At 55.3% G+C, this 25,617-nt stretch carries 25 protein-coding genes; 18 read left to right on the top strand and 7 right to left on the bottom strand.

Annotated elements, in window-relative coordinates:
• Positions 1 to 177: 177 nt before the first annotated feature.
• The 7 genes from FYZ48_RS09020 (at position 178) to FYZ48_RS09050 (ending at position 8,545) form a co-directional block, all read left to right on the top strand.
• Positions 178 to 1,020, top strand: a complete 843-nt coding sequence (locus tag FYZ48_RS09020; protein ID WP_149339531.1) for an endonuclease/exonuclease/phosphatase family protein — start codon at positions 178 to 180, stop codon at positions 1,018 to 1,020.
• Positions 1,021 to 1,024: 4 nt separating this feature from the next.
• A complete protein-coding gene (locus FYZ48_RS09025; protein WP_149339533.1) occupies positions 1,025 to 3,502 on the top strand; it encodes a c-type cytochrome in 2,478 nt (825 codons plus the stop codon).
• 23 nt (positions 3,503 to 3,525) lie between these two features.
• Positions 3,526 to 4,395, top strand: a complete 870-nt coding sequence (locus tag FYZ48_RS09030; protein WP_149339535.1) for a hypothetical protein — start codon at positions 3,526 to 3,528, stop codon at positions 4,393 to 4,395.
• 26 nt (positions 4,396 to 4,421) lie between these two features.
• Complete coding sequence (locus FYZ48_RS09035; RefSeq protein ID WP_242022511.1) at positions 4,422 to 5,543, top strand: hypothetical protein; 1,122 nt, start codon at positions 4,422 to 4,424, stop codon at positions 5,541 to 5,543.
• A 91-nt stretch (positions 5,544 to 5,634) separates the two neighbouring features.
• The gene (gene yaaA, locus FYZ48_RS09040; RefSeq protein WP_149339537.1) at positions 5,635 to 6,426 is read left to right on the top strand and encodes a peroxide stress protein YaaA; all 792 of its coding nucleotides are present in this window, start codon (positions 5,635 to 5,637) and stop codon (positions 6,424 to 6,426) included.
• Positions 6,427 to 6,453: 27 nt separating this feature from the next.
• Positions 6,454 to 7,461, top strand: coding sequence for a methyltransferase (locus FYZ48_RS09045; RefSeq protein ID WP_149339539.1), 1,008 nt, complete (start codon positions 6,454 to 6,456; stop codon positions 7,459 to 7,461).
• Between the two features lie 76 nt (positions 7,462 to 7,537).
• Positions 7,538 to 8,545 carry a methyltransferase gene (locus FYZ48_RS09050; RefSeq protein ID WP_149339542.1) on the top strand — a complete coding sequence of 336 codons (1,008 nt, stop codon included), beginning with the start codon at positions 7,538 to 7,540 and terminating at the stop codon, positions 8,543 to 8,545.
• Between the two features lie 17 nt (positions 8,546 to 8,562).
• Here FYZ48_RS09050 and FYZ48_RS09055 read toward each other — a convergent pair whose 3' ends face one another.
• On the bottom strand, positions 8,563 to 9,522 hold the full coding sequence (locus tag FYZ48_RS09055) for a transporter (protein ID WP_187781943.1): 960 nt from the start codon (positions 9,520 to 9,522) through the stop codon (positions 8,563 to 8,565).
• Between the two features lie 842 nt (positions 9,523 to 10,364).
• On the opposite strand from FYZ48_RS09055, the gene FYZ48_RS09060 reads away from it, so the two are divergent.
• From FYZ48_RS09060 to FYZ48_RS09105, 10 genes are all read left to right on the top strand, one after another.
• Positions 10,365 to 11,174 (top strand): glycerophosphodiester phosphodiesterase, encoded by an 810-nt coding sequence (locus FYZ48_RS09060; RefSeq protein ID WP_149339547.1) that lies wholly within the window; start codon positions 10,365 to 10,367, stop codon positions 11,172 to 11,174.
• Positions 11,175 to 11,297: 123 nt separating this feature from the next.
• Complete coding sequence (locus FYZ48_RS09065) at positions 11,298 to 11,897, top strand: MarR family winged helix-turn-helix transcriptional regulator (protein ID WP_242022514.1); 600 nt, start codon at positions 11,298 to 11,300, stop codon at positions 11,895 to 11,897.
• A gap of 463 nt (positions 11,898 to 12,360) precedes the next feature.
• On the top strand, positions 12,361 to 12,894 hold the full coding sequence (gene ectA, locus FYZ48_RS09070) for a diaminobutyrate acetyltransferase (RefSeq protein WP_149339549.1): 534 nt from the start codon (positions 12,361 to 12,363) through the stop codon (positions 12,892 to 12,894).
• Positions 12,891 to 14,186, top strand: coding sequence for a diaminobutyrate--2-oxoglutarate transaminase (gene ectB, locus FYZ48_RS09075; RefSeq protein WP_149339551.1), 1,296 nt, complete (start codon positions 12,891 to 12,893; stop codon positions 14,184 to 14,186). The genes ectA and ectB overlap by 4 nt, the downstream gene beginning before the upstream one ends.
• A gap of 85 nt (positions 14,187 to 14,271) precedes the next feature.
• Positions 14,272 to 14,664 carry an ectoine synthase gene (locus tag FYZ48_RS09080; RefSeq protein ID WP_149339553.1) on the top strand — a complete coding sequence of 131 codons (393 nt, stop codon included), beginning with the start codon at positions 14,272 to 14,274 and terminating at the stop codon, positions 14,662 to 14,664.
• Positions 14,665 to 14,769: 105 nt separating this feature from the next.
• A complete protein-coding gene (thpD, locus tag FYZ48_RS09085; protein ID WP_149339555.1) occupies positions 14,770 to 15,705 on the top strand; it encodes an ectoine hydroxylase in 936 nt (311 codons plus the stop codon).
• 169 nt (positions 15,706 to 15,874) lie between these two features.
• Positions 15,875 to 16,405 carry a TRAP transporter small permease gene (locus tag FYZ48_RS09090; RefSeq protein WP_149339557.1) on the top strand — a complete coding sequence of 177 codons (531 nt, stop codon included), beginning with the start codon at positions 15,875 to 15,877 and terminating at the stop codon, positions 16,403 to 16,405.
• Between the two features lie 25 nt (positions 16,406 to 16,430).
• Positions 16,431 to 17,720, top strand: coding sequence for a TRAP transporter large permease (locus FYZ48_RS09095; protein ID WP_149339560.1), 1,290 nt, complete (start codon positions 16,431 to 16,433; stop codon positions 17,718 to 17,720).
• Positions 17,721 to 17,725: 5 nt separating this feature from the next.
• A complete protein-coding gene (locus FYZ48_RS09100; protein WP_149339563.1) occupies positions 17,726 to 18,805 on the top strand; it encodes a TRAP transporter substrate-binding protein in 1,080 nt (359 codons plus the stop codon).
• Between the two features lie 185 nt (positions 18,806 to 18,990).
• Entirely contained in the window at positions 18,991 to 19,416 is a 426-nt protein-coding gene (locus FYZ48_RS09105) for a hypothetical protein (RefSeq protein ID WP_149339565.1), read from the top strand.
• Between the two features lie 31 nt (positions 19,417 to 19,447).
• On the opposite strand, the gene FYZ48_RS09110 is transcribed toward FYZ48_RS09105, so the two are convergent.
• Entirely contained in the window at positions 19,448 to 19,930 is a 483-nt protein-coding gene (locus FYZ48_RS09110; RefSeq protein WP_149339568.1) for a hypothetical protein, read from the bottom strand.
• A gap of 142 nt (positions 19,931 to 20,072) precedes the next feature.
• On the opposite strand from FYZ48_RS09110, the gene FYZ48_RS09115 reads away from it, so the two are divergent.
• Positions 20,073 to 20,540: an NADAR family protein gene (locus FYZ48_RS09115; protein ID WP_149339570.1), complete on the top strand. Its 468-nt coding sequence runs from the start codon at positions 20,073 to 20,075 to the stop codon at positions 20,538 to 20,540.
• Between the two features lie 6 nt (positions 20,541 to 20,546).
• Here FYZ48_RS09115 and FYZ48_RS09120 read toward each other — a convergent pair whose 3' ends face one another.
• The 5 genes from FYZ48_RS09120 to nadE all read right to left on the bottom strand — a co-directional run bounded on the left by FYZ48_RS09120 (position 20,547) and on the right by nadE (position 25,596).
• Positions 20,547 to 21,092: an RNA 2'-phosphotransferase gene (locus tag FYZ48_RS09120; protein ID WP_149339573.1), complete on the bottom strand. Its 546-nt coding sequence runs from the start codon at positions 21,090 to 21,092 to the stop codon at positions 20,547 to 20,549.
• 59 nt (positions 21,093 to 21,151) lie between these two features.
• Positions 21,152 to 21,748 carry a bifunctional nicotinamidase/pyrazinamidase gene (pncA, locus tag FYZ48_RS09125; RefSeq protein ID WP_149339575.1) on the bottom strand — a complete coding sequence of 199 codons (597 nt, stop codon included), beginning with the start codon at positions 21,746 to 21,748 and terminating at the stop codon, positions 21,152 to 21,154.
• A 16-nt stretch (positions 21,749 to 21,764) separates the two neighbouring features.
• The gene (locus FYZ48_RS09130) at positions 21,765 to 22,817 is read right to left on the bottom strand and encodes an ADP-ribosylglycohydrolase family protein (RefSeq protein ID WP_149339577.1); all 1,053 of its coding nucleotides are present in this window, start codon (positions 22,815 to 22,817) and stop codon (positions 21,765 to 21,767) included.
• 3 nt (positions 22,818 to 22,820) lie between these two features.
• On the bottom strand, positions 22,821 to 23,510 hold the full coding sequence (locus tag FYZ48_RS09135) for an NUDIX hydrolase (protein ID WP_145189696.1): 690 nt from the start codon (positions 23,508 to 23,510) through the stop codon (positions 22,821 to 22,823).
• A 94-nt stretch (positions 23,511 to 23,604) separates the two neighbouring features.
• Positions 23,605 to 25,596 carry an NAD(+) synthase gene (gene nadE, locus FYZ48_RS09140; RefSeq protein ID WP_149339579.1) on the bottom strand — a complete coding sequence of 664 codons (1,992 nt, stop codon included), beginning with the start codon at positions 25,594 to 25,596 and terminating at the stop codon, positions 23,605 to 23,607.
• Positions 25,597 to 25,617 lie beyond the last annotated feature (21 nt).

The following is a 25,617-nucleotide window of genomic DNA, read 5'->3' on the forward strand; positions in this document are numbered from 1 at the left end:
AAAGTCTGTAACGCGCGCCGAAATCGTCGTGTGAGCGACAGTCTCAGTCTGTGCGGTCCAAAACCGTGCCCGGGATTGACGCGGCACAATGCTTGTCTCATAGTAAATAGAAACACTTTCCGCTCTGACCTCCTTTAATGAGCACCTCGACACCAGAAACACTCAGGAACCGACACCATGCTGCAGTCTTGCCGTTTCTCAATCCCCTCTTTATTAAAATGTTCGCTCTGGCTGACAGCCATCGCTCTCGTCTTCAGTAACAGCCTTGATACACAGCGCGTGCACGCCGCTGATTCCCTGCGTGTGCTCTGTTACAACATTCATTACGGACAGGGAACCGATGGCAAATACGATGTAGCCCGGCTGGCGAAAGTAATTGCACAGACCAAGCCGGACCTGGTTGCCCTGCAGGAAGTTGATGTGGGCGTGAAACGTTCCAATCGCGTTCACGAAGCACAACGCCTGTCGGAACTGACGGGACTCGAAGTTCGCTTCGGACCAACACAGCATTACGAAGGGGGCCTGTTTGGCAATGCAGTGCTGACGCGCCTGCCGATTCTGGATGTGATGATCCAGCCACTCCCCTACACCGAAAGTACGCCCGAACGGGTGACTTATCCGCGGGGCGCAATCGTTGTGACCGTGAAGGGTCCCGATGGGAAGCCGCTACGATTCATCAGCACGCACTTTCAACATAATGTGCCTGAAGATCGGGTCGCGGAAGCCAAAGCCATCAATCAGTACTTCGCGTCCGAGTCTGAAGTCCCCACGATCCTGGCGGGAGACATGAATGCCCGCCCGGAAGAGGAACCGATTCAGGTTCTGCTCAAACGCTGGACTAACGCCATCGATAAAGACGCCACCCCAACCGCGCCTGCGACGAAGCCCCGCTCCCGGATTGATTACATCTTTTATCGACCTGCGGCCCGTTTTGAAGTCATCGAAACCAAAGTCATCAATGAACCGCTGGCCTCGGATCACCGTCCAGTGTTTGCCATCCTGAAACTCACACAGGAGTAACCCGATGCGAAACTGTCTTTCCTGGATGTGCCTTATCGCCCTGCTGCTTACGAGTGTCGCTCAGAGTGTGCGCGGTGCAGAACAACAGGCGACGCCGGTAAGTTCGATCCGCGTGCAGCCCGGTTTTCAGGTGGAACTGCTGCGTTCGGCGCAGGCGGGAGAAAGCTCCTGGATCAGCATGACCTTCGATGATCGGGGGCGCGTGATCCTGGGACTGGACGATGTCGGTCTGGGTCGACTCACTTTCAAAGATAATACGGGCAAAGTCGCGTTCGAAAAAATCGACGACAAGTTAAAACACTGTCGTGGCGTGTTATATGCCCACGACAGTCTGTATATCAGTGAGACGAACGGCGAGGGACTGCATCGATTCCAGGATACGAATGGCGACGGTCAGTTCGATCAGCGGCAGTTGCTGAAATCACTGGATTACCGCAGCCGGTTCGGTCATGGCAGCAATCAGCTCGTACTTGGCCCCGACAAAAACATCTATCTGGTTGTCGGCAACGATGTCTCGTTTCCGGAGGGAGTCTCCCCCCAGTCTCCCTATCGCGATCCGCAGAACGATCAACTGCTGCCCAACCCGCATGACGCCGGTCAGGATGATCGCGTCGGCTACATTCTCAAGACCGACCCGGCAGGGAAAACCTGGGAGATTCTCGCGGGGGGATTTCGGAACCAGGTCGACATCGCCTTTAACCCCGAAGGGGAGATGTTTACCTACGACGCCGACATGGAATGGGATATCGGCCAACCCTGGTATCGCCCGACCCGCATCAATCATATTATTCCCGGCGGCGAGTATGGCTGGCGGTGGGGAACCGGCAAGTGGCCCGAGTATTATGCTGACAGTCTGCCCAGCACGCTCAACACGGGCCTGGGTTCTCCAACCGGGATGGTCTTCGGCACCCAGAGTCGCTTTCCGACCCGCTTCAAAAACGCCATGTATATCGCCGACTGGCAGAATGGACGCATCCTGCTCGTGGATCTGATTCCTGCGGGAGCCAGCTATCAGTGTCAGTATGAAGTCTTTCTGGAAGGGGGGCCGCTGAATGTGTGTGACATGCAGTTCGGTCCCGATGGTGCGCTGTATTTCATCACTGGAGGTCGCGGCTCGCAATCGGGTCTGTATCGCGTGACGCCGCGAGCCGATCAGAGTCCGACTTCCCAGGCTCCTGAAATCAGTGCGCAAGACCGTCAGCAGGGAGAAGCCGCCCGCCGGTTGAGGCGGAACCTCGAACCATATCTCAACTCCACGGTGCCTGAGATCGATGTACTCTGGACACACTTGAGCAGTGACGACCGCTGGCTGCGTTTCACCGCCCGCAAGGCACTGGAACATCAGGATGTCTCCCGCTGGCGTGAGCAGGCACTTTCAGAGACGGCGCCGGTCGCAGCAATCGAGGCGTTGATTGCCCTGTGTCATCAGGGAACCCCTCAAGATCGAGACGCGGTCCTGACAGCACTGAACCGGATCGATATCAGCACGCGATCGCAGGAACAGTTACTGGCGTTACTGCGTGCGTATGAACTCGGTTGTATTCGACTCGGCAAACCGACGTCAGCCCAGGCCGCGACAATCAGAGAGCGACTGAGCCCCCTGTTTCCGCATGCGACCAGCAGCGCGAATCACATGTTGTGTGAACTGCTGGTCTATCTGAACGATGATTCGGTCGTCCCCCGTGCGATGACGCTGCTCACAGAAACATCGCCCCAGGAAGATCAGATCCGCACCGCCCGTGCCTTGACTCAGGCCTCGCGCGGCTGGACTCCGAAAACTCAGCGTCAGTTCCTTGCCTGGCTGGGTTCAGCCCGCCACTTTACGGGAGGTAAGCAGCTGACCGAACGGCTCCGTGATATTCGCGTGGACTTCCTGAAGTTACTCAGCGACAAACAACAGTCGGAGTTCAGCGAGGAGATCGCTGCCCTCGACAAACCGCTGGAAGTGGAAGAAGTGGTTCCCGCGCGGCCTGTGGTAAAAGACTGGCAACTGACCGACCTCGAACCGCACCTGGCTTCAGTGACACAGAACCGTTCCTTCAAAAACGCGCGACAGGCGTTGCTGGCGGCGAACTGTCTCAAGTGTCATCGGATCGGTTCCACGGGGGCGCAGATCGGCCCGGATCTCTCGAATGTCGGCAAACGCTTTGACAGCCGGGCGATTCTGGAGTCGATTATTGAACCGTCCAAAGTGATGGATCCGAAATACCTTTATACTGTCTACGTCCTCAGTAGCGGAAAAATCGTGACCGGCAGACCGGTGGGGGTCAGCAAGACCACCATCACCGTTGAAACCGATCCGATTCGTCAGACCACGGTGCCTGTGCTCCGCGAGGAAATCGAGGAAGCCGTGCTTTCGAAGACGTCACCCATGCCTGCCAGTTTGATCAATGTGCTCACGCAGGAAGACATTCTGGATCTGCTGGCCTACCTCAAGGCGGGTGGCGATCCCGGAGCGGCCGCCTTTCAGCAGTCGAATTGAGCGGATTCAGAAAGGACCATCGCATGCCTGTGCTCAAGACATTGCTGATCCTGATCTGCAGCACGCTCAGCGTTGCAGCTGCGGAGCCGGTCAATCTCAACAGCCTGCCCTCTGACCTGACGGTGCCTGCGGTCACGCGGGGCACACCTGCTCCCGGCAAGCGGGTCTGGCAGACGAATGAGGGGTTCGAAAAGACCGAAATCGCTCATGCACTGTATCTGCCCACGGACTGGAGGCCAGGGAAGACATATCCCGTGATCATGGAATATCCGGGCAACGGGGGTTATCGCAATGCCCTGAATGACGTCAGTCGGGGCCGAGTGCAGGACTGCAAGCTGGGTTATGGTTTGTCCGGCGGCGTCGGCATGATCTGGGTCAGTCTGCCCTTCGTGGATCCGAAGACCGGCAAGCATGCCGTCAAATGGTGGGGCGATCCGGATGCGACGGCCGACTATTGCAAGCAGACCGTGGCCCGCATCTGCAGGGAATATGGCGGCGACGCGAAGAATGTCATCCTCACCGGCTTTTCGCGGGGTGCCATCGCCTGTAATTATATTGGGCTGCGAGACGCGGAGATCGCGAAACTCTGGAAAGCGATGCTGCCCCACAGCCATTATGACGGCGTGCGCAGGTGGAATTACCCCGACAGTGATGCCGCGTCTGCCCGCCAGCGACTGGTGCGGCTGGGAACGCGTCCCCAGTTCATCAGCCATGAAATGAGTACGCAGCAGACAGAAGCGTATCTCAAAGAGAGTGGTGTGGCGGGGCAGTTCACGTTTATGGCACTCCCCTACCCTAACCATTCCGATGAATGGGTGTTAAAAGATATTCCCCAGCGGAGCCAGGCGCGTCGCTGGCTCCAGAAAATCGTACAACCAACGGCAACCGACTGAATCCTTCCCCGAAACGAGGCACTCCCATGCACCGCATTGCTCCCTGGATGCTCTGCTCTTTCTCTTGTCTGCTCCTGCAGCCGAATGTCACTCTCCGCGCAGCGGAACCGGAGCCACAGCCCCGACCGCATATTCAAATCCGCGGGATCTACGGCGGTGCGCCGACACAGATACTGGAGCAGAACCGCAGTCTGACCGAACTGGGCGTGAATGCGATCTTCATGGGCTCGGGCAGTCTGACAGCTGAAAGGATCGCTCAACTGAAGCGACAGGGGGCGCAGGTCTTTGCCGAGTTCAACACGCTGCATGTCGCCGGCTATCTCAAGGAGCATCCGGATGCGGCTCCGATCGGCGTGGACGGGAAGGTCTCGCCTCCCCCGCATGGCTGGCAGGGGATCTGTCCGACTCATACCGGTTATCGGAAATATCGGATGCAGGAATTTCGTCGCGTGCTCAAAGAGTATGAGATTGACGGCATCTGGCTCGATTATCATCACAGTCACGCCAGCTGGGAACGGGCCGAGCCGGCCATGCCGGACACCTGCTTCTGTGAACGTTGCCTGAAACAGTACCAAAAAGATACGAAAACCAGACTGCCCGAGGCACCGACGGCCGAAATTTCCAAACTGCTGCTGGGAGAACAGAAGGCGAAGTGGACCCAGTGGCGGTGTGACGTCTTCACCGACTGGGTCCGCGAGTTCCATTCGATCATCGAAGAGACACGACCGAAAGCGCTGCTGGGCACATTCCATTGCCCGTGGACCGACACCGAATTCGACGGAGCGCTGAAGAACAAGCTGGCCATCGATCTCAAGGCCCAGGCGCAGTACATCGATGTTTTCAGCATCATGCCTTATCATGCCCGCTTCAATCACCCCGAGGACCCGGCCTGGATTTCCCGACAGACGGCATGGCTGGGAAAGTACCTCGGTATCAAGGGGCAGCCTGGAGAACGGCATAAGATCTGGCCTATCGTGCAGCTCTCGGACTGGGGCGAAACCGTGCCCGTCAAACAGGTGCAGCCGGTCCTCGACCATGGCTCGCGGCCTCCAGCGACCGGGGTGATGGTCTTCCGCTGGGGTTCCCTGCATCCCCAGACCGACAAGGTGGAGGCGATGATCGAATACTATCGCGCCATTCGGCCGTGAGCCGGACGGGAATCTGTTTATTGACAATCCGACAGGCGCGGTCTATAACCAACGCGAACTGAAATCACCTGCAGATAGACGGATTGCGACCATGCTGACAGTACTTTCCCCGGCCAAATCACTGAACCTGGATCCCCAGAAACAGACTTCGAAATATTCGACGCCCGAATTCCTTGAGGAAGCGGAAACGCTCGTCAATAAACTGAAGCGGATGTCGCGGAAAGCGCTGGGCGAACTGATGAGCATCAGTGACGATCTGTCTGAATTGAACCATGGCCGATTCAATGAATGGTCGCTTCCGTTTACGACACAGAATGCCAAGCAGGCCGTGCTGACGTTTAACGGGGATGTTTACCAGGGCCTGAATGCCAGTCAGTTCAAAGCCCGCGATCTGGCGTATGCCCAGGATCACCTGCGGATTTTATCCGGTCTGTACGGCGTGCTGCGTCCGCTCGATCTGATGCAGGCCTATCGGCTGGAAATGGGAACCAGCCTCAAGACGCGGCAGGGAAATTCGCTGTATGATTTCTGGGGCGATAAAATCACCGAGTCACTCAAGGCGGATCTCGACCAACAGAAACAGCGGGCCCTGGTGAATCTCGCTTCGAATGAATACTTCAAATCGGTGAAACCCAGACAACTCGGATGTCCGGTGATTACGCCGGTCTTCAAGGAAATCAAGGATGGCAAATCGCGGACCATCGCGCTGTTCGCGAAGCAGGCCCGCGGTCGGATGGCGGCCTGGATGATACAGAACCGCATCGATGCCCCGGAAGATCTGACCGGATTCAACCTGGATGGTTACGAGTACCAGCCCGATGAATCGACTGACAGCAAACTGACCTTTTCCCGCCCGCAACCACCGCCGGTCGGAAAAAAATAATTTCCACTTTCTCAGGATGAAAGCACAATGACGGAGCATGCACTGCATCAGCAACTGGACCAGATGATTACCGGCTACTGGACATCCCAGGCTATTTATGCAGCGGCGAAACTCGGAATCGCCGACCTGCTGGTCGACCAGCCCCAGACGGCAGCCCAACTCGCGTCCGCTACCGACACGAATGCCGGCGCCCTGTATCGGGTGTTGCGTGCATTGGCCAGCATCGGGATCTTTGAGGAAAACAAACAGCAGGAATTCACGTTAACGCCGATGGCGGAATTTCTGCGGAGCGATGTCCCCGGTTCCAAGCGGGCGCTGGCGATGATGTCGGGTGATGAGCAGTTCCAGTGCTGGAGCGAGATCATGTACAGCGTAAAGACCGGGAAGACCTCGTTCGACAAGGTCTTTGGTCAGCCGATCTTCGAATACCTGTCTCAGCATGAAGACAAAGGCCAGATTTTCGATCAGGCGATGATGGGCATTCATGGCCGGGAAACCGGAGAGATCATGCAGGCCTACGATTTCTCAGGCATTCAGACCCTGGTTGACGTGGGCGGCGGAAACGGTTCGAACATTGCCCACATTCTGCAACAGTACCCCGAGATGCAGGGGATTCTGTTCGACCTGCCTCACGTTGTCGAACGGGCTCAGCCGCACATTGAGGCAGCGGGACTGAGTGAGCGCTGCGAAATCGTGGGAGGCAACTTCTTTGAAGCGGTGCCCGGGAACGCGGATGCCTGGTTTATGCGGCACATCATTCATGACTGGGACGATGAAAAGTCGCTCACGATTCTCAAAAACTGTCACACCGCGATGCCTGCAGACGCTAAACTGCTGGTTGTGGAAAGTGTGATCCCGGCCGGCAACGAACCGTTCGCCGGCAAGTTCCTGGACCTGGTGATGCTGATGATCCCCGGCGGTAAGGAACGGACGGCTGAAGAGTATCGCAGCCTGTTCGCCGAGGCGGGCTTTGAGCTGACGCGCATCATCCCGACGGAATCCGAGCTGAGCATTATCGAATGCGTTAAGCAGTAGATCTGGAATGCCGGTTGCCTGTCGGTCGATGCGATTCGTCCCGAATTGAGGTGAGCTGAATTGAGGAGACGCTGTGATGACCGACGAAACCCATCCGCAACAACTGGAGCGGATGATTACCGGCTATTGTATTTCGCAGAGCATCTATGCCGCTGCCAAACTGGAAATCGCCGATCAGTTGACCGCGGGTCCCCGGACCGCGGCACAACTGGCGGAAGCGACGCAGACCGATGCGGACTCGCTGTACCGCCTGCTCCGCGCCCTGGCCAGTGTGGGGATCTTCGCGGAAAACGAACAGGGGGCCTTCTCCCTCACGCCACTGGCGGAACCGCTGCGGAGTGATCACCCGGAATCGAAACAGGCCTGCGCGATCATGAATGGCGAAGACCAGTTCCGGCCCTGGTGCGAAATCATTTACAGCCTGCAGACCGGGAAACCAGCTTACGACAAGATCTGGGGAAAATCGGTATTTGAGTTTCTGGCCGAGCATCCGGAGCAGGCGCAGATCTTCGACCGGGCAATGACCGGCATCCACGGACGCGGGAACGATTCGATCCTGGATGCTTACGATCTTACAAATACCCGGGTCCTGGCGGATGTCGGCGGGGGCAATGGTCTGCACCTCGCAGGCATTCTGCAGGCGAACCCTCATCTGCATGGCCTGCTGTTCGATGTGCCGCATGTCGTCGAACGGGCCCAGACCCAGATCGACCAGGCCGGTTTGTCCGATCGCTGCCAGCTGGTCGGTGGAGACTTTTTCCAGTCGCTGCCCCAGGGACCGGATGCGATTCTCCTGCGGCACATCATTCACGACTGGAACGACGAACAATCACTCCGCATTCTCAAGAACTGTCATGCGGCCCTGCCGGACGGGGGCAAGCTATTGATTCTGGAGAGTGTCATCCAACCGGGCAATGCACCCTTCTGGGGAAAGTTCGTGGACCTGATCATGCTGCTGGTCACAGGAGGCAGAGAACGGACTGCCGAGGAATTCCGTCTGCTGTTTGAACGGGCCGGCTTCGAACTGACGCAGATTGTGCCGACTTCGTCCGATCTCTCGATTGTGGAAGGCGTCAAACGCTGATCGCTGCGATTGCGGGATCAGGGAAAGCGGACAGAAAGACCGGCGCCGGCGAAGAAGTCGGATGCGCCTTCGCTCAGACCGACGCCCGCGCTCCAGTCGAGCTGCACATTGTTATTGATCAGGAAGGTGAACCCGGCATCAAAATAGTGTTCCGTGCGTGCGGTGCGGGCGCCGCTGGGAATCAGCACGAACCATTCGGTAAACGCGCTGAGCTGACTGTTCAACGTATAATTGACCGAACAGGACTGGGCCATCTCCAGGAAGTACTTCCCGCTGGTGTCGATATCTGCATAGCCCTGCGTGGATGCAGCGACGGAGACAATCTGGTTTAACTGCCAGGCATAGATCAGATCGACGCCCGGTTCCACATGCTGAGCCGTAAAAGCCGGGCTCCCGGTCGGAACGCTCATCGATGTAATCAGCGCCATTTCAGGCAGAATACCTGCCTGAGGTGTTAAGGCAAACTGCAGTGCCAGATCCAGATCCTGGGTGCCGAAAGTACTGTTATGGTACGTGCCGATCTGTGCCGTCTGCTGCAGGGGTGAAAAGCCGACGCGAAACTCCAGCCAATCCGCCAGAATCCCCTGTCGCCAGAGGAACTCGCCAAAAGACTGATAGCGGACGTCCTGTCCCCCCTCGTTACTTTTCAGGTATGTGTAACCCGATTCAATCTGCGTCACCCCCTGCCCTACGGTCACCGAAGTGGAGGTGAAGTTGGGTCGATCAGTCTGCAACGGCTTGTCCAGCTGAGGACCGCCCGAACATTCCGGGCCCGCGTTCCATTGAAACAGGGTGCCACAACAGGGGGCGAAGTAGAAACCCGTGACCGGCGCGACCGGTAAGGCCGCGGGTTCTGTCTCGGTGAGAGCTTTGCCAAATTCACTCTGCTCGATGAGCAGCGGCTCTGCTGCGGCATCTCCTGCCTGTGCGGAGCAGAAATTGAGACACAGCAATATCAGGCAGGGTAAGCTGCGCAAGATTTGTGCCCTGATCGGGTTCAGACTGCTTTGCGAAATCGGCATAGAAGATTTATCGGAATGCCTGCCTGACAGCGGTCAGGATTTCTCGAGAATCGCCGTGTGGCTCGTATTTTCAGTGATGAAGGAGGCGCAGTGGTTGAGACTGCTCTTTCCGGGCTGCCGCCGATCCGTAGGATGGTTCACCCGGAATGGGAGCACTGTTTGATGAGGGCGACGTGATTCTGCTGGAGAACGGCAGACGGTGGTTCATTATTTGAATGATGTTTACCGAATGACTTTCAACCGGGGCTAATGTCCTGCGGCTCATTTTTTTCTCTGGGAGGTCTTTCAGCATGGTTATGTATTTTGCGGAAGGGCGCGTGGGGGTCAAGCGGAGATTGTGCTCCCGGTCGGTGGTGAATGGCTCTGAATTATCAGTGAGATGCATTTCAAATGCGTTGAGTGTGCTGCGAAATGGTTTGAAATTGTACGAGACAGAACGCACTGGTTCGCATTGTTCCGGTGAAAAGTGGACGAAATCGACGGCGATTCAGGTGTTTCTGAATCAGTTGTGGTCCGTGTTCCAGTGCACGCATCATCCGCCTCGCGCGCGAAGCAGAATTACACAAGATAGGATTCGGCAGGAGCCGATCAAGTTCAGTTTCTTCAGTGAAAAGAACTGAACCGTTCCAGTGCATAAAATGCAGTAGTGAATACAAAATAAAAATGCGTTGATTCTGAATGTGAATTTTTCGAACGAAGCGCAGCCGGTGATTGACCTGTTGAAGGAGTTCATTCAAAATCGAAATAATCAATTCCCTGTGCCTGTTTAGCCGGTGCCTGCTTAGAAAGAGAAGACAATGTTGCGCCCCTGCCGACTGCTGATGATGACTGTGCTGTTATATCTGACTCTGATTCACTCCGTAACGAGAGCCGAACCGCTGATTGTGGCTCACCGGGGGCTGCTGAAAGTCGCACCGGAAAACACGCTGGCGAACTTCCGGTCCTGCCTGGAGCTGCGACTCGGTTTTGAATTCGATGTGCAGCGAACCCGAGACGGCCACCTGATCTGCCTGCACGACACGACTGTCAACCGCACCACTGACGGCACTGGAAAGGTAGCGGACCTGACGCTGGCAGAAATTAAGAAGCTGGACGCAGGCAACTGGTTTGACAGTCAGTTCAAGGGCGAACAGGTGCCCACGATTGATGAAGTTCTGGAACTGGTCTCCCGTTATCGTCAGCACGAGATTCTGGTCGCCGTCGATTTTAAAGATGCGAACGTAGAACAGGATGTCGTACGGCTGGCCGAGAAACATGGGGTGCTGTCGAAACTGATCTTTATCGGCAGAACGATTCAGGAATCTGAGGTCCGCGACAAGCTCAAAGCGGCTTCCCCGAAAGCGGAGACTGCTGCGGTGGCCAATAACGCGGGCGAATTCAAGGACGCGCTCGGTGCGCGTAATGCAGACTGGGTTTATCTGCGGTACCTCGCACCGGCCAGTGAAATTCAGCAGGTACACCAGGCGGGCAAACGCACGTTTATCGCCGGGCCCACGGTCAGCGGCGATCTGCCTGCTAACTGGAGGCGGATTACTGCGGCGGGCGTGGATGCGATCCTGACGGATTATCCGCTGCAGTTAAGGCTCGCGCTGAAACAGCAACAGTGAAACGGCGTCAGTTGGAGCTCAACTGATTCCCTCGATCTTTGACAATTTGATTGTGAACAGAACGGGCAGCAGAACAGGGGCTCTGCGGGAGATCTGGTTGAAATCGTGTGCGGAGTATGCATAATGAACCGATATCACAGCGTCTCTGAGCTCTTTCTAATTAAAGTCGAGAATCCCATGTCGCCGTTAGGACTTGAGGATCAGGTTATCGTGGCCCTGCGTCGCATCACGCGTGCGATCGATTTGCATTCGCGGAACCTGATGCAGGAAATCGGACTGACTGCCCCACAACTGGCAGCACTACAGACGATTGCGCGGCGACAGCCGATTACGGTCGGGGCGCTGGCGAAATCGATTCACCTGAGCCAGGCGACGCTGACGGGAATTCTGAGTCGACTGGAATCACGGCACCTGGTCTCCCGCTCCCGTCGTGGAGAGGATAAGCGGACCGTGGTGGTGGAGTTGACAGACGAAGGCCAGGCGATGCTGAAAAACGCGCCGTCGCTGCTGCAGGATCGCTTTCGTCGTGAACTGTTGACGCTGCAGCAATGGGAACAGACGCAGATGCTGGCCACGCTGCAGCGGATCGCCACGATGATGGACGCGGAAGACATTGATGCTTCTCCCGTGCTGTCTGCGGGTGATGTCTCGTCTCATACAGGACCGGCAGAACCGGATACCGACGCGTTTGACAAGCAACCGAAAGCGGATTCCCACTCCTGAATGTCACTGAACGTACGAATCTTTCGATATAGTCGGAATAATCGGCTGAAACTGGTTCTGAGGGTCGCAGCAACAACTGTTCAACAGAGTTGAGCCTGCTCACGCAGGGGCAAACCGATCTTGCCCAAGCGCGCGATTTGAGCCCTGTCTGGGCCAGAATCGTGATCAAGGCACGGGGGACCCCCAATTCACCTGCATTTCCAAATCTGGGGGTTGACATTCTGATATACATTGAGTACAAAGTATTGAACACTAACTAATTCTGCCAAGTGATGTCGTTTCACCCCTGAGCCACGCGTTTCAGAACACAAGATATCGTCTATATTAAGTTAAAATTAAGACACGAATGTGAAACTTGACAATCGCATATGACTCGCAGTTTCAAAATAATGTATTTTGAATTTACTTTGTAGTCTAATCATTTTCCTAGAGCAACTTGCTCGGAATCCCATAAAAAAGCCAAATGGATACGGCCCAACAACTCATTTTTCGCGAGCCCCGTGTGGAAGATGCGCTTGCGATTTCCCGCCTGATTAAACGCTGCCCTCCTCTGGACGTAAATTCCACTTACGCCACCATGCTGCTCTGTCGTGATTTTCACGATACCTGCGTTGTTGTGGAGCAGGACTCGGAAGTCCTGGCATTTTTATCCGCTTACCGACCTCCACAGCGAGAGAACACGATCTTTATCTGGCAAGCCGCCGTTGACAGCCGCCTGCGTTCCCAGGGAGTCGCTTCCCGAATGCTGGACGACCTGCTGTCGCGGGAGTCGCTCGCCGACGTTAATCACCTGGAGACGACGATCACGCCATCGAATCAGTCGTCCCAAAAACTGTTTCGCTCACTGGCGAAACGTCTTAATACGGAATGTCGATCGGTAGAAGGATTTCCTGCTGCACTGTTTGGTGAAGTCGAAGAACACGAAGCAGAAGATCTCTACCAGGTTGGTCCATTCACACTTAAACCCGTTCATGGAGAGAAACCAGTAATATCATGAGTATATTCAAACGACTCGAATCAAACGTTCGAGGTTACTGCCGCTCGTTCCCAACCACATTCACCAAAGCACAGAACGCAACTTTGCGTGATGACAAGGGAAATGAATACATTGATTTCCTGGCAGGAGCCGGTTCACTCAACTATGGTCATAACAACCCGCAGCTGAAAGCCAAGCTGCTGGAGTTCCTCGAACGGGACGGTATGCTGCATGGTCTCGACATGCACACCGATGCCAAAGAACGTTTCCTGGAAGTCTTCGAAAAGCGGATCCTGTCTCCGCTGGAACTGGATTACAAACTTCAGTTCACCGGCCCCACCGGTACCAATGCTGTGGAAGCTGCCTTGAAGCTGGCACGCAAGATTACCGGACGGACCAACATTGTTTCGTTCACGAACGGTTTCCACGGCGTGAGCCTGGGATCGGTCGCCGCGACCGGCAACAGCCACTTCCGCGATGCCGCCGGCACACCATTGAATAACGTGACCTTCATGCCTTATTACGGCTACCTGGGTGACAACATCGACACCCTGGAATATTTCGAAGCGCTGCTCAAAGACAACAGCAGTGGCCTGGATCTCCCCGCAGCGGTGATTGTGGAAACCGTACAGGGTGAAGGCGGCGTGAATGTCGCTGGTATCGAATGGCTGCAGCAGCTGGAAACGCTGTGTGAAGAACATGGCATGCTGCTGATCGTTGATGATATTCAGGTCGGCTGTGGACGTACCGGTGATTTCTTCAGCTTTGAACAGGCTGGAATCGTGCCGGATATTGTGACCCTGTCGAAATCTCTGAGTGCCTACGGGCTGCCGATGTCGCTGGTACTGATGAAGTCCGAACTGGACCAGTGGGAACCCGGCGAACACAACGGTACCTTCCGCGGAAACAACCTCGCATTCGTTTCCGCTGCCGAAGCAATCGAATACTACTGGGGTGATTATCAGCTGTCTCGCGAAATCAAACAAAAGGGTGAGCTGATCCAGGAACGTCTGCAGGCGATTGCTGACAGTATCATTGACGTTGATCTCGAAGTCCGCGGACGCGGTATGATCTGGGGTCTGGCTTGCCAGGAATGTCCGGATTTGTCGGGTAAGATTACCGAAGCCGCCTTCAAGCGGGGTCTGATCATCGAGACCAGCGGTACCGACAGCCACGTGCTGAAATTCCTGCCGCCGCTGACCATCGAAGAAGACCTGCTGAAGCAGGGACTCGACATCGTCGCTGAAAGCTACAAAGCGGTTCTGGAAGACGAAGTCATTATGAAAGAACTGGGTCTGATCACCAGCGAGTGATCAGACGCCCGGCTTCCAGCGAAACCGAGATTCAACCTGATAGACAACCTATTTCATTCAAAGAAACTGAAGAGAGACGCTCACAATGCTTGTACGTCAATTAAGTGAGGTTATTGATACCGACCGTGACATTAAAGCCGAAACCTGGAACAGCCGCCGTCTTCTGCTGGCAGGAGACAAGATGGGATTTTCCCTGCACGACACGCTGATTCACCCGGGCACGGAAACGGAAATCTGGTACCAGAATCACCTTGAAGCCGTGTATTGCATTGAGGGAGAAGGCGAAATCGAACTGATTCCGGATGGGCCGACTTACCCCATCTCCCCGGGCATGATGTATGCCCTGGATGAGAACGACCGTCATCTCCTGAGAGCGAAATCTCAGTTACGAATGGTCTGCGTATTTAATCCTCCCGTCACCGGTCAGGAAGTCCACGACGAAAATGGTGTATATCCGGCTGCGACCACCGACTCCTGAGTCGACTCGGAGCTCAGCGTTTACGTCACTGTTGTTTTACATAAAGGACTTTTTCATCAGGCTGGAAATGCCTCTCTCCGGCATTGGCCAGTGACCGTGAAGGCAATGAACACTGAAGTAGCGAATTCGAAAGATCTGTATCCGTCTCGCGTCAAACCTCAGCCCGAATTCCTGGAGCGGGCTGATCCGGTTGTGTATGGATCTTCTGAGGATGGCCCATTAACGGCAGGTCAGCTGAACCACTTTGAACGGGATGGTTTTCTGATCCTGCCGGCTTTTTTTTCCCAGGAAGAGATCGACGCCTGTAACGCCGAGCTGGCCCGTCTCAAGGAAAGTGCTGCGACCCGTAGTCGCTCCGAAGCGATTGTGGAGCCGGACTGCGATGAACTGCGCTCGCTGTTTGCAATTCATCATGCGGAGATCAGCCCGTTTTTCTCTGAAGTTGCCCAGGATGAGCGGATCGCGGGAATGGTAATGCAGATTCTGGACAGTGAAGTTTATCTGCATCAGTCGCGCGTGAATCTGAAACCGGGCTTTGCCGGGAAAGAGTTCTACTGGCATTCCGATTTCGAAACCTGGCATGTGGAAGACGGGATGCCTCGGATGCGTGCGGTGAGCTGTTCGCTGTTGCTCACCGCCAACTACGAGTTTAATGCGCCCTTAATGCTGATGCCGGGCTCTCACCGAAAGTATGTTTCGTGTGTCGGAGAAACTCCCGAGGATCATTATCTGACTTCCCTGCAGAAGCAGGAACTGGGTATTCCCGATAAAGATTCCCTGCGGGAACTGGTCGACGAACACGGCATCATTCAGGGAGAAGGTCCCGCGGGCACACTGGTGCTGTTTGACTGCAACACCATGCATGGCTCGAACGGAAACATCACCCCCTTCCCGCGATCGAATCTGTTCTTTGTGTATAACAGCGTCTGGAACCAGCTCGACGAACCCTTTGGACAGAAGAAATACAGACCGGAATTTATCGCCTCACGCAAGTATTGTGAGCCCGTATCACAACAGGCGGTCAATTACAGTCTCCAGTAACAGACAACGGTTGTCCCTGATGGAGGGCTGCCAGAACCAGAAAAGAGGATCTGATGTCAGATTGTTGTGTTGAGTTAATCACAGCGTGGCGATCGTGTGCAGATCCTGCTCCGACCTGCTTGCTTCTCCTGCGCTCTCAATTTCATCCTTTATCAGAGGATCAGCGCAGATGAACAAATTATTTGCGATCATCCAGCGGATCGAAGCGTTTCTGCTGGCCTGGTCGATCATTATCATTGCCGCTCTATCGATCGGTAATGTGGTGTGCCGCGCCTTGTTCGGCTTCAGCCTGGCCTGTGTCGGCGAAGTTTCGCAGTTCCTGATTATCGTTGTGACCTTCATCGGCCTGAGCTATGCTGCCAGCCAGGGTCGCCATATCCGCATGACCGCGCTGTACGATCAGCTCAACCGACGCTGGCGTAAAATCATGATGGTCATTATCAACAGTCTGACAGCTCTGCTAATGCTGTTGCTGGCTGGGTATGCTTTCGAATACATCAACACCGTCCGCTTTCTGGACACGATTTCTCCCGTGTTGCAGGTGCCCTTGTACCTGATCTATCTGTTCGTCCCACTGGGGTTCATTCTGTCGGCTATTCAATATGGCCTGACGGTCTTCCGCAACCTGACTGCACCCGACGTCTATATTTCGTATTCGCAGAAAGACGAATACGAAACCACGGTCGTCGGCGAAGTCTAACCCAGGCCCTCAGGGAGAATCACGAATGGAAGCCTTACTCATCATCGGCATCATGATCTTTTTACTGCTGCTGGGTTTTCCGATGAAGGTCCCGCTGATCGTCGCTGCCCTGGCGGTCCTGCTGGTCTTTCATCCGGATGTGACGCCGGCCGTACTGGTCCAGCAGATGATCGGCGGGATCAAGCCCGCGGCGTTGATCGCGGTCCCGATGTTTATTTTCGCAGCCGATATCATGACGCGGGGGAATTCCGCGAACCGGTTACTCGACCTGGTGACGGCGTTTGTCGGCCACCTGCGAGGCGGTCTGCCGATCGCCAGTGCCATCAGCTGCACCCTGTTTGGTGCGATGTCCGGTTCGACTCAGGCGACGGTCGTCGCCATTGGTGGACCGCTCAGGCCCCAATTGCTCAAAGCAGGTTACCCCGACTCCTTCACCACGGCGCTGATCATCAACGCCAGCGACATTGCACTTTTGATCCCGCCCAGTATCGGCATGATCGTTTACGGCGTTGTCTCGGGTACCTCGATCGGGGAATTGTTCATCGCGGGCATCGGGCCGGGACTGTTGGTACTGTTGTTGTTTTGTATTTACTGCTGGATCGCCTCGATTCGCATGCAGATTCCCCGCCAGGAAAAAACAGACGCTGCGACCCGTCGCACAGCGGCACGCCGGGCACTGCTCCCGCTGGGTTTCCCCCTGATTATCATCGGCGGGATCTACTCGGGGATTTTCAGCCCCACCGAAGCCGCGGCGATCTCGGTTTTGTATGCAGCGATTCTGGAGATCGTCTTCTTCCGGGATCTCTCTGTGAAAGACATTCCGGACATCGCACTCTCGACCGGGCTGATTACCGCGGTCGTCTTCATCCTCGTTGGTGCAGGCGCTGCCTTCAGCTGGGTGATCTCGTTCGCACAACTGCCGGACGCGTTGATCAATAACTGGCTGGGGCTGACGCCAGACTCGGGCTACTGGACGATCATGCTGACGATTGCCATCGCCTACTTCATCGGCTGCATGTTCGTGGATCCGATCGTGGTGATTCTGATTCTGACCCCGATCTTCCATCCGGTGGCAATTGCTGCAGGCATCGATCCGGTACTGGTCGGAATTGTGGTAACCTTACAGGTGGCCATTGGATCGGCGACGCCACCGTTCGGCTGTGACATATTCACCGCGATTGCGGTCTTCCGCCGTCCCTACCTGGAGGTGATTCGGGGCACGCCCCCCTTCATCGCCATACTGTTGTTTGCGGGGATACTACTGATTGCGTTCCCCAGTATTTCCCTGTTTCTCCGCAACCTCGCATTTGGATAAGCATCATGAACCTGATTCAGAAATTATTCAGTTCTGCGTCTGCCTGGAGCCTGCTCCTGATCGTGGGCGGTTCCCTGCTTTGCACTTCGTGTGGTGCTGAAGCAACCGCGTCGACCGATCAACCGACACAGTGGCGGTTTGCAATTGAAGAGACCATCGGCAGCGTTCAGCATCAGTACGCGATGAAGTTCAAGGAACTCGTCGAAGAACGCTCCAATGGGGAAATTGAAGTCACCATCTATCCCTACGGAACCCTGGGAACCTCGGACCAGATTACCGAGCTGGTCGATATGGAGGTGGTACAGTTTGCGATGGCCTCCCCCGGGCACCTGGGAAAACTGATTCCGGAAGTCCAGGTCTTCCTGTTGCACTTTCTGTTCTCCGACGATGATGAAATTAACAACCAGGTATTAAATAAAGATCCGCGGTTACAGAAAACCTTTGCTGAACTCTACGCCCGCAAGCGGTTGAAGCTGCTTTCCATTTTCTCGGAGGGCTGGCAGGTCTGGACAACGAAAGATCCCATTCATCGGCCTGAAGATTTCGAGGGAGTCAAAATGCGGGTCATGACGTCCCCGCTGCTGATCGCTGCCTACAATGCGTATGGAGCCAGCCCGACACCGCTGCCCTACTCCGAAGTCTATTCGGCGTTGCAACTGAATATGATCGACGGACAGGAAAACCCGGTGTTCGCGATCCAGGAGATGAATTTCTACGAAGTGACCGACTGGATGATTTTCGCGCGACATGCCCCGTTCATCACGACTGCTGTCACTAACCGTGAATTCTTCGATTCTCTGCCTGCCGAACGTCAGGAACTGGTGACGGGGGTGGTAGCCGATCTCAACGATTACATCCTGAAGGTGCAGAGAGAATTCAACCAGGAGCGGCTGAGCCTGATTCGCAAGAATAAGCCTGACCTGGAAATCATCACCGAACTGACACCCGAAGAACGCGAAGCGTTTCGTCAGGCGAGTCAGCCGGTCCGGGAGCGGTTCATCAGGATGACCGGCGAAGATGGGCGCAAGCTGCTGGAAGAGCTGAAACAGACCATCAAAGAATACGAAGACCAGCAGCAGAACTGAAATTACCGGTCACACGTTGTGTAACGGTTCTGCCGGAAGGTGGCATTTGTCCCGGAGTACGCGAAAGCGGCTGCGGGATTTTTTCATAATCGGTCTGGTCTATCCTGTGTACATGGAGTAGAAACAATGTACGCTCATATCCATTTGCACAGAAGCCAACAGAGAGACGATCAGCGGAGACCGGGATGCCCATTCACGTTCAATGTGACGAGTGTTTTCAGAGTTATAAAGTCAAAGAGGAACGCGCCGGCCAGACGCTGAAATGCAAATCTTGTGGCAGTCGGATGCAGGTCCCTGAGGCTGACGAAGAAACCGAAGATCTCTTCGAGCATTATGGAGAGCCGATCGCTCCTCAGCGAAATACGAAGACCGCAGTCAAATCGAAAAAGAAAAAGTCCCGCAAGAAAGGCCCGAGCCTTTCGATGGGAAAGCTGGTCAAGAAAGCGTTCGGCGTAATGTCGATGGCACTGGGTGTCATAATGCTGGGGGCTTCCATCTATATGTTTTTCGAGGGCGATTCCCCGGAGGGCAAACGCAGCAGACCGGTAGGAGGGCTGATCATGGCTTCGATCTTCATGGGCGTCGGCAAGAAATGGCTGTTTGACGAATAGCTGTCTGGGCTGTGTGAGGTGGGTTTGAAGTTCAGTGAGTTTCGTTTGAATCTTCCGGCAGTCTGCTTTTGACAAATGCGGCGAGGTTTTCGGCATCGTCTGTCCCCACGCGGAGCGTTCCCTTTTTGAGTTTCAGGACCACGCAGTCACGGCCCCAGAGATTCATCACCCAGCCCCCGCGGAGGCTCATATGAATACCCCAGCCATCCAGAAAGCTGGTGCGACCGACTTCGACACCGACGATGTCTTCGTAGAGTACGGCCCGCTGAAACAGGGGAATGGGGCCGAAGCGAATTCGCAGGCGGTCGATTTCGTCGGCTACAGTCAGATGGTGAAAGGAGGCCGCGAACAGAAACACGAGCATCGCCGAACCACTTAGAATCCAGGTCAGGAACGGTTGAGGTGGTTCATTACGACAGTACCAGGCAACTCCGGCGAGCATGGCTGCGGTGGCGTAGACCAGGAGACACAGAGGACCGTGCTGACGATGATAGTAGATGGCGAGGCTGCTCATTGTTGTGACTCCTGTTCACAGTTGATAACCACCTCTATTTTAGCAGATTTCTCTCTGTGAACTCGAACTTCTCCGATTAAATTTCTGTCTTGAATCTGACGATTCATTTCGAGTTATTGAATGCCAAAAAAGGAATTTCACCATGTCCAATCAAACCATCAACTTCTACAGCGTCAGTGAGGCTTACGGTGAATTCTCCAACTTTGCCGGGTTTCCGATTGAGCTGGACGGTAAACGCTGGCCGACGTCGGAGCATTATTTTCAGGCGCAGAAATTCAAAGAGACTTCACACCAGGAAGAGATCCGCAAAGAACCGTCGCCGATGCGGGCTGCCCGGATGGGACGGGAGCGGAAGCGACCGCTACGGAAAGACTGGGAATCGGTCAAAGATGGCATCATGCGGCAGGCCGTGCTGGCGAAGTTTACGCAACATGCAGAACTGCGGGAACTGCTGCTCTCTACGGGAGAGAGTCGTCTCGTCGAGCATACGACGAACGATGCTTACTGGGGAGATGGCGGGGATGGCAGCGGTAAGAATCGGCTGGGGCAGATTCTGATGGAGATTCGCCGGACGCTGCGGGAGGCGGGGGATACGGAAGAGGAAGCGTAGCGGGACTCAGGGGAAGTCGATGTACTCGGGTGGAACCCGATCGGTTAACCAGACCTGATTCGGAGTCACAAAGAATTCAAACCCGGCTTGAGACATCTCTCCCGAGCGGATCTTCAGTAACACGGGTTTACCCCGCCGCTGCCCGACCGCCAGTGCGGTATTTTCATCTCCATGCAGATGCACGTGATGACGTTTCATCTTCTTGAGTCCCTCGCGGGAGATCACTGCGACAAACTGTTGCGGCGTACCGTGAATCAGGAACTCAGGGGGAATCGCAGCCTCGTAGCCCAGTTCAATTTTGACTGAGTGCCCCTGGTTAGCCCGGATGCGGGTGCCGTCATCGCTGAAGGAGAACCGCTGTTTGTCATTCGAATGTACGACATGCTCCAGTGTTTCCCGCGACATCTTCTTACCATGTTCGTCGATCGCAGAGAGTAACGTCTCTACATCGACCCAACCCGATTCATCCAGTTGAATCCCGACGGTCTCCGGCTGATGTCTGAGAATCAGGCTCAGAAATTTACTTTTCCTTTTGATATCCTTTTCGTTCATTTCATTTTCCTTTTCTTACTTTTTCTTTTCATAGTTGATTGTTTTTTGTTTGTTCTATTTCAGATTAGAGCGACACCTGCCGCCTGCATTTCCTGCAGGGCTCGCTGAATATCACCCTCGTTCAGATCGACGCCCCGACAGCCAGCCTGCACCAGATTTGTTTTCAATCCGTGCCTGACCGCATCCAGGGCCGTGAATTTCACGCAGTAATCGGTGGCAAGTCCCATGATGGTGACTTCACTCACATTGCGTTCGTTTAAATAGTCACCCAGGCCGGTCGCCTGGCGATGCCCGTTATCGAAGAACCCGCTGTAACTGTCGATGCTGGTATCGGTGCCTTTCGGGATTACCGCATCAATCTGCTCCTGATCCAGATCAGCGTGCAGTTCGGCTCCCGGGGAACCCTGAATACAGTGTTCGGGCCAGAGAATCTGCTCCAGCCCATTGAGATCGATCAGCTCACCAATTTCCCGATTGGGGTGCTGGCTGGCGAAACTCAGATGATCTGGCGGATGCCAGTCCTGGGTCGCGACGACCAGTTCGAATTTCGGTATCCACTGGTTGGCTACTTCCACGACGTCATCGCCGTCGGGAACCGCCAGGGCACCGCCCGGCATAAAGTCATATTGCAGATCGACTAAGATTAAAGCATGCATCATGCGACTCCTCGGTTCAATAGGGCGGAAGCAGGCGTCTGCCTCCCAGGCTGATCACCACGGCAGCAAACAGCAGATTCCGCGGAATCGTAGCCAGCCAGTGCATCGGAGGAGGTGCCTGCGGATCCGCAGTCTCGTCCATTTGCGACAGACACTCCGCCAGCGATTCCATCCACGCGATGGTACGCGGCCATTCTGCCAGTTGCTGTTTCCATTCACCGGGAATCACTTCGACTCCCAGATTCGCTCCACTGATGGCTCCGACGATCGCAGCCACACTGTCGGCATCGCCCCCCAGCATGACGGCATTTTCAACTGACTGCCGAAAATCGTCTGCAGAATAAGCCCAGCAGTAGAGCGCCGCGGGAACAGTCTGGTTAATGTAACCGGAGATTCCATCGCTCCAGCCCTGGTCGTGTGCGTACTCTTCGGGAGTACTCTGACGTGCGAGATGTTCGACTGCGTTCTCGATTGCCGACTTGAGTTCTGCATCCTGAATCTGTGAGACGCTGTTACCAAGAAATTCCCGCGGGCTTTGTCCTGGCTCTGTCAGTGACAGTCGCGCCGCACGGGCTACCAGAAGTGCGCCCTCTTCAGCACGGGGATCTTTGTGAGTGATTCTTGAGCTTCGCAGTACCAGTTCCTGCAGGTGTGACTCGGAAGTTGCATAGAGCCCCAACAGTGCAGAACGCATGGCCGGCCCATTCCCTGCACTGAAGACGCCGCTGTTTTGAGGAGCAACGCCAACTAACAGTTTCAGACAGGAGCGAAGCGTGGCCCGGCCGATCCCGGCCGGCAGAGTTAACAGCCAATGCTTGAGGTCCCGCCCCAGTCGTCGTTCGAAATCTTCAGGCACACCCCGGGAGAGCACCAGGGCTCGTCCGACCATCAGGGTGTGTTCGGTATCGTCGCTGCAATACCCCCTGTTCAAAAACAGATCGGGAGAAAGTGGAGGCCCCCCATACAGGCGTCGGGAACGTTTGCGGGATAAGCCTTCCCGTTTCAGTCCGACGGCATCTCCGACCGCGGTACCCAGTAAACACCCTAGAATACGAGAGTAATTGTCCATGGTTCAGATCTCGAAGTGAAACCCCTGTTTGGTCAGGCGTTTGTATTTGCGACGGTCGAACTGATACAGACGCGCGGCTCGATGCGCGACATCCGTCTCGACTTCGTCCAGTTCAATGAGGATTCCCATACTGAGAATCTTTTTACGAAAATTACGCTTATCCAGCGGTCGATCCAGAATGACTTCATACAGATGCTGAATCTGCCTTAAGGTAAATTTGGGAGGCAGCAGTTCAAAGCCGATGGGCTGGTAACGGACCTTACCCCGCAGACGTTCATGAGCCATTTCCAGAATCTGGTCGTGGTCAAAGGCCAGCGAGGGGATGTCGTCCACCGCGAACCAGGCGGCATTCCGGGCATCGGTGGCCGCCTGCACCCGGTGGTCCGACAGATTCACCAGGGCATAGTAAGCTACCGTAACGACACGCTCCCGGGGATCCCGGTTCACGGTTCCGAAGGAATACAGCTGTTCGAGATAGACATTTTTCAGACCGGTCTCTTCACTCAACTCACGCAGGGCGGCCTCGTCCAGTGTTTCTTCCAGCCGAACAAACCCGCCCGGGAGTGCCCAGTCCCCTTCAAACGGGGGCAGGTCCCGCTGAATGAGCAGAATCTGCAGATCATCTTCATCCAGGCCAAACACGACGCAGTCCACCGTTAATGCAGCCCGCGGATATTCATAGCTGTATTTCATCACAAACCCTTTATTGTCTCACAGATCTTTTTTATGTCTCTATCTAATTCAGCCAGTCAGCATCCAAGGCTGGTTTTTTAATTCATGCCAACGATCATTGTGCTTCTGCCACACGACGGAGTTCCGCCAGTTCTTCTGTAAAGCCTCCCGAGAGAATGGGAAAACGGCACCAGGTTTTCGGATCCAGATTCTCATCGTCGAGGTGAAACGAGGGGGCGTACCGTTCGCGTTTCCACTGGTTCCGCGACCAGAGCCGAAAGAAGCGTTCGATCCATGCCACCAGTTGTGCGGGCTGCTCTGCGGGAAACTCGACAAGTGCCAGTCGGTAGAGCTCCACAGGACTATGCTTATCGCGAATCGCAGCTCGCTCGACCCAGTCCAATAATTCGTAAGGCATCAGATCCTGTTCGTCCTTCTGCTCTGCTTCCTGCGGACGCAGTTCTGCGGTCGGCTCCTGCTGATTGATCAGGTTCAGTTCGGGAACCGTACCTACCTGCAGCGGACCGACCGTTTCCATCCATCGCAGCCAGCTTCTGAGAAACACTTTATCGATCCCGGAGATTGGCGACAGACCGCCGCACGTATCGCCGTCCATCGTGGTATAGCCCACAGCTGCTTCCGAACGGTTACTGGTGGACAGCAACAGGGCATTTCGTAGATTGGTAATCATCCAGACTCCCGGTGCCCTGCTCCGGGCCTGAATATTCTGGAGTGGAATATCATCGGTTTCCCAGCTCAGCTCCCGCCCGACAGCTTTCGATACGAGATCGACATATGCCTGTGTGATGGCGTCGACATCCAGATTCAGAAAATCGGCGCCGATCCCCTCAGCCAGCCCGGCCGCGGCGTTCGCCGTCGTTTCGGAACTGTTGCGGGTGGACTGATAGACGCAGGTTAATAACCCATTGATCAACCCAGCGAAGCCGGATTCCGATTTGGTCTCGGGCAGGTAAGCAAGCTTTTGGGATAAACCCTCTGACCCCAGTTCGGAGAGTCCCAGTTTGAGCATGGCCCAGACCAGGACCGCAGCCGCTGCTGAGTCCGCACCGCCACTCAATGAAATCACAAAGCCCTGAGACCGGCTCTTACGCAGATAGTCGAATAACGCGAGTGCGACGGCCCGCGTGAACTCTTCCTCTTTGATCGAGTCCGAACGTTCCCAATCTGCAGCCTGGCAGTGCAGGGTTCGAAACGGAATCTCCGGAAACTGGTAATCGGCTATGATCGTAGTCTCGCGGAAAGCTCCCGGCCGGGGTTGAAAACTGGCCAGACGGGCGCGATTCATTCTGGTTAAATCAATGTCGACGATCGCGGACGTTACGGAGACATCCTGAAACGAAAGCCGCTGTCCCTCTGCCAGCAGCGAGCCGTTACTGGCGATTAGTGTAGCACCGTCATAGATGATGCGTCCCGCTTCGTTCCCCAGTAGATTGGAATAAACGTAAGTCACGCCGTACGCCCGAGAGCTTTCCTGAACCAGTCGCCTGCGGATTTCCTGTTTGCCAAAGGCGAAGTGGCTGGCACTCGGATTGAGAATCAGATCGACGGCTGCCTGCGAGAGTTCACGTCCGGGGCGACGTGCGGCCCAGGCATCTTCACAGATTTCGAAACCGAGCCGGACACCGTCTACTTCAAAGATCAAATTGCCAATCGGGTATGCCTGACCTTGAATCGTGACTTCACCCACGCACGTGGAATCCCAGGCTTTGAACCAGCGTGGTTCATAATGAATGCCATCGCCGGCCAGATGATTTTTGGCGACAAATCCCAGAATCTGACCGTCGGCGATCAGGCAGGCACAGTTATAGAGCGCCCCGCCATACATCAGCGGAAGCCCTACTGATACGACGGTCCCTTTCGTCAAGGGGAGCAGTTCCAGCAGGGCTGACAGCGCCCGCTGCTGAACGTCGATTGAAAAGAAAGTGTCTTCACAGTTATAGCCGGTGAGGCAGAGCTCGGGTAAACAGATCAGCGAGGCCCCCTCATTGCGGGCCGCGTCGATCGCCTGTCTGACCCGGGTCGCATTCCCGGACCAGTCCAACGGAGTCTGATTCAGGCCAACGGCGGCTATCTGGATGAGTTTCATGGCTGGTTCATTTCATTATTC

This window comes from Gimesia chilikensis (genome assembly GCF_008329715.1).
In the GTDB taxonomy this organism is placed as follows: domain Bacteria; phylum Planctomycetota; class Planctomycetia; order Planctomycetales; family Planctomycetaceae; genus Gimesia; species Gimesia chilikensis.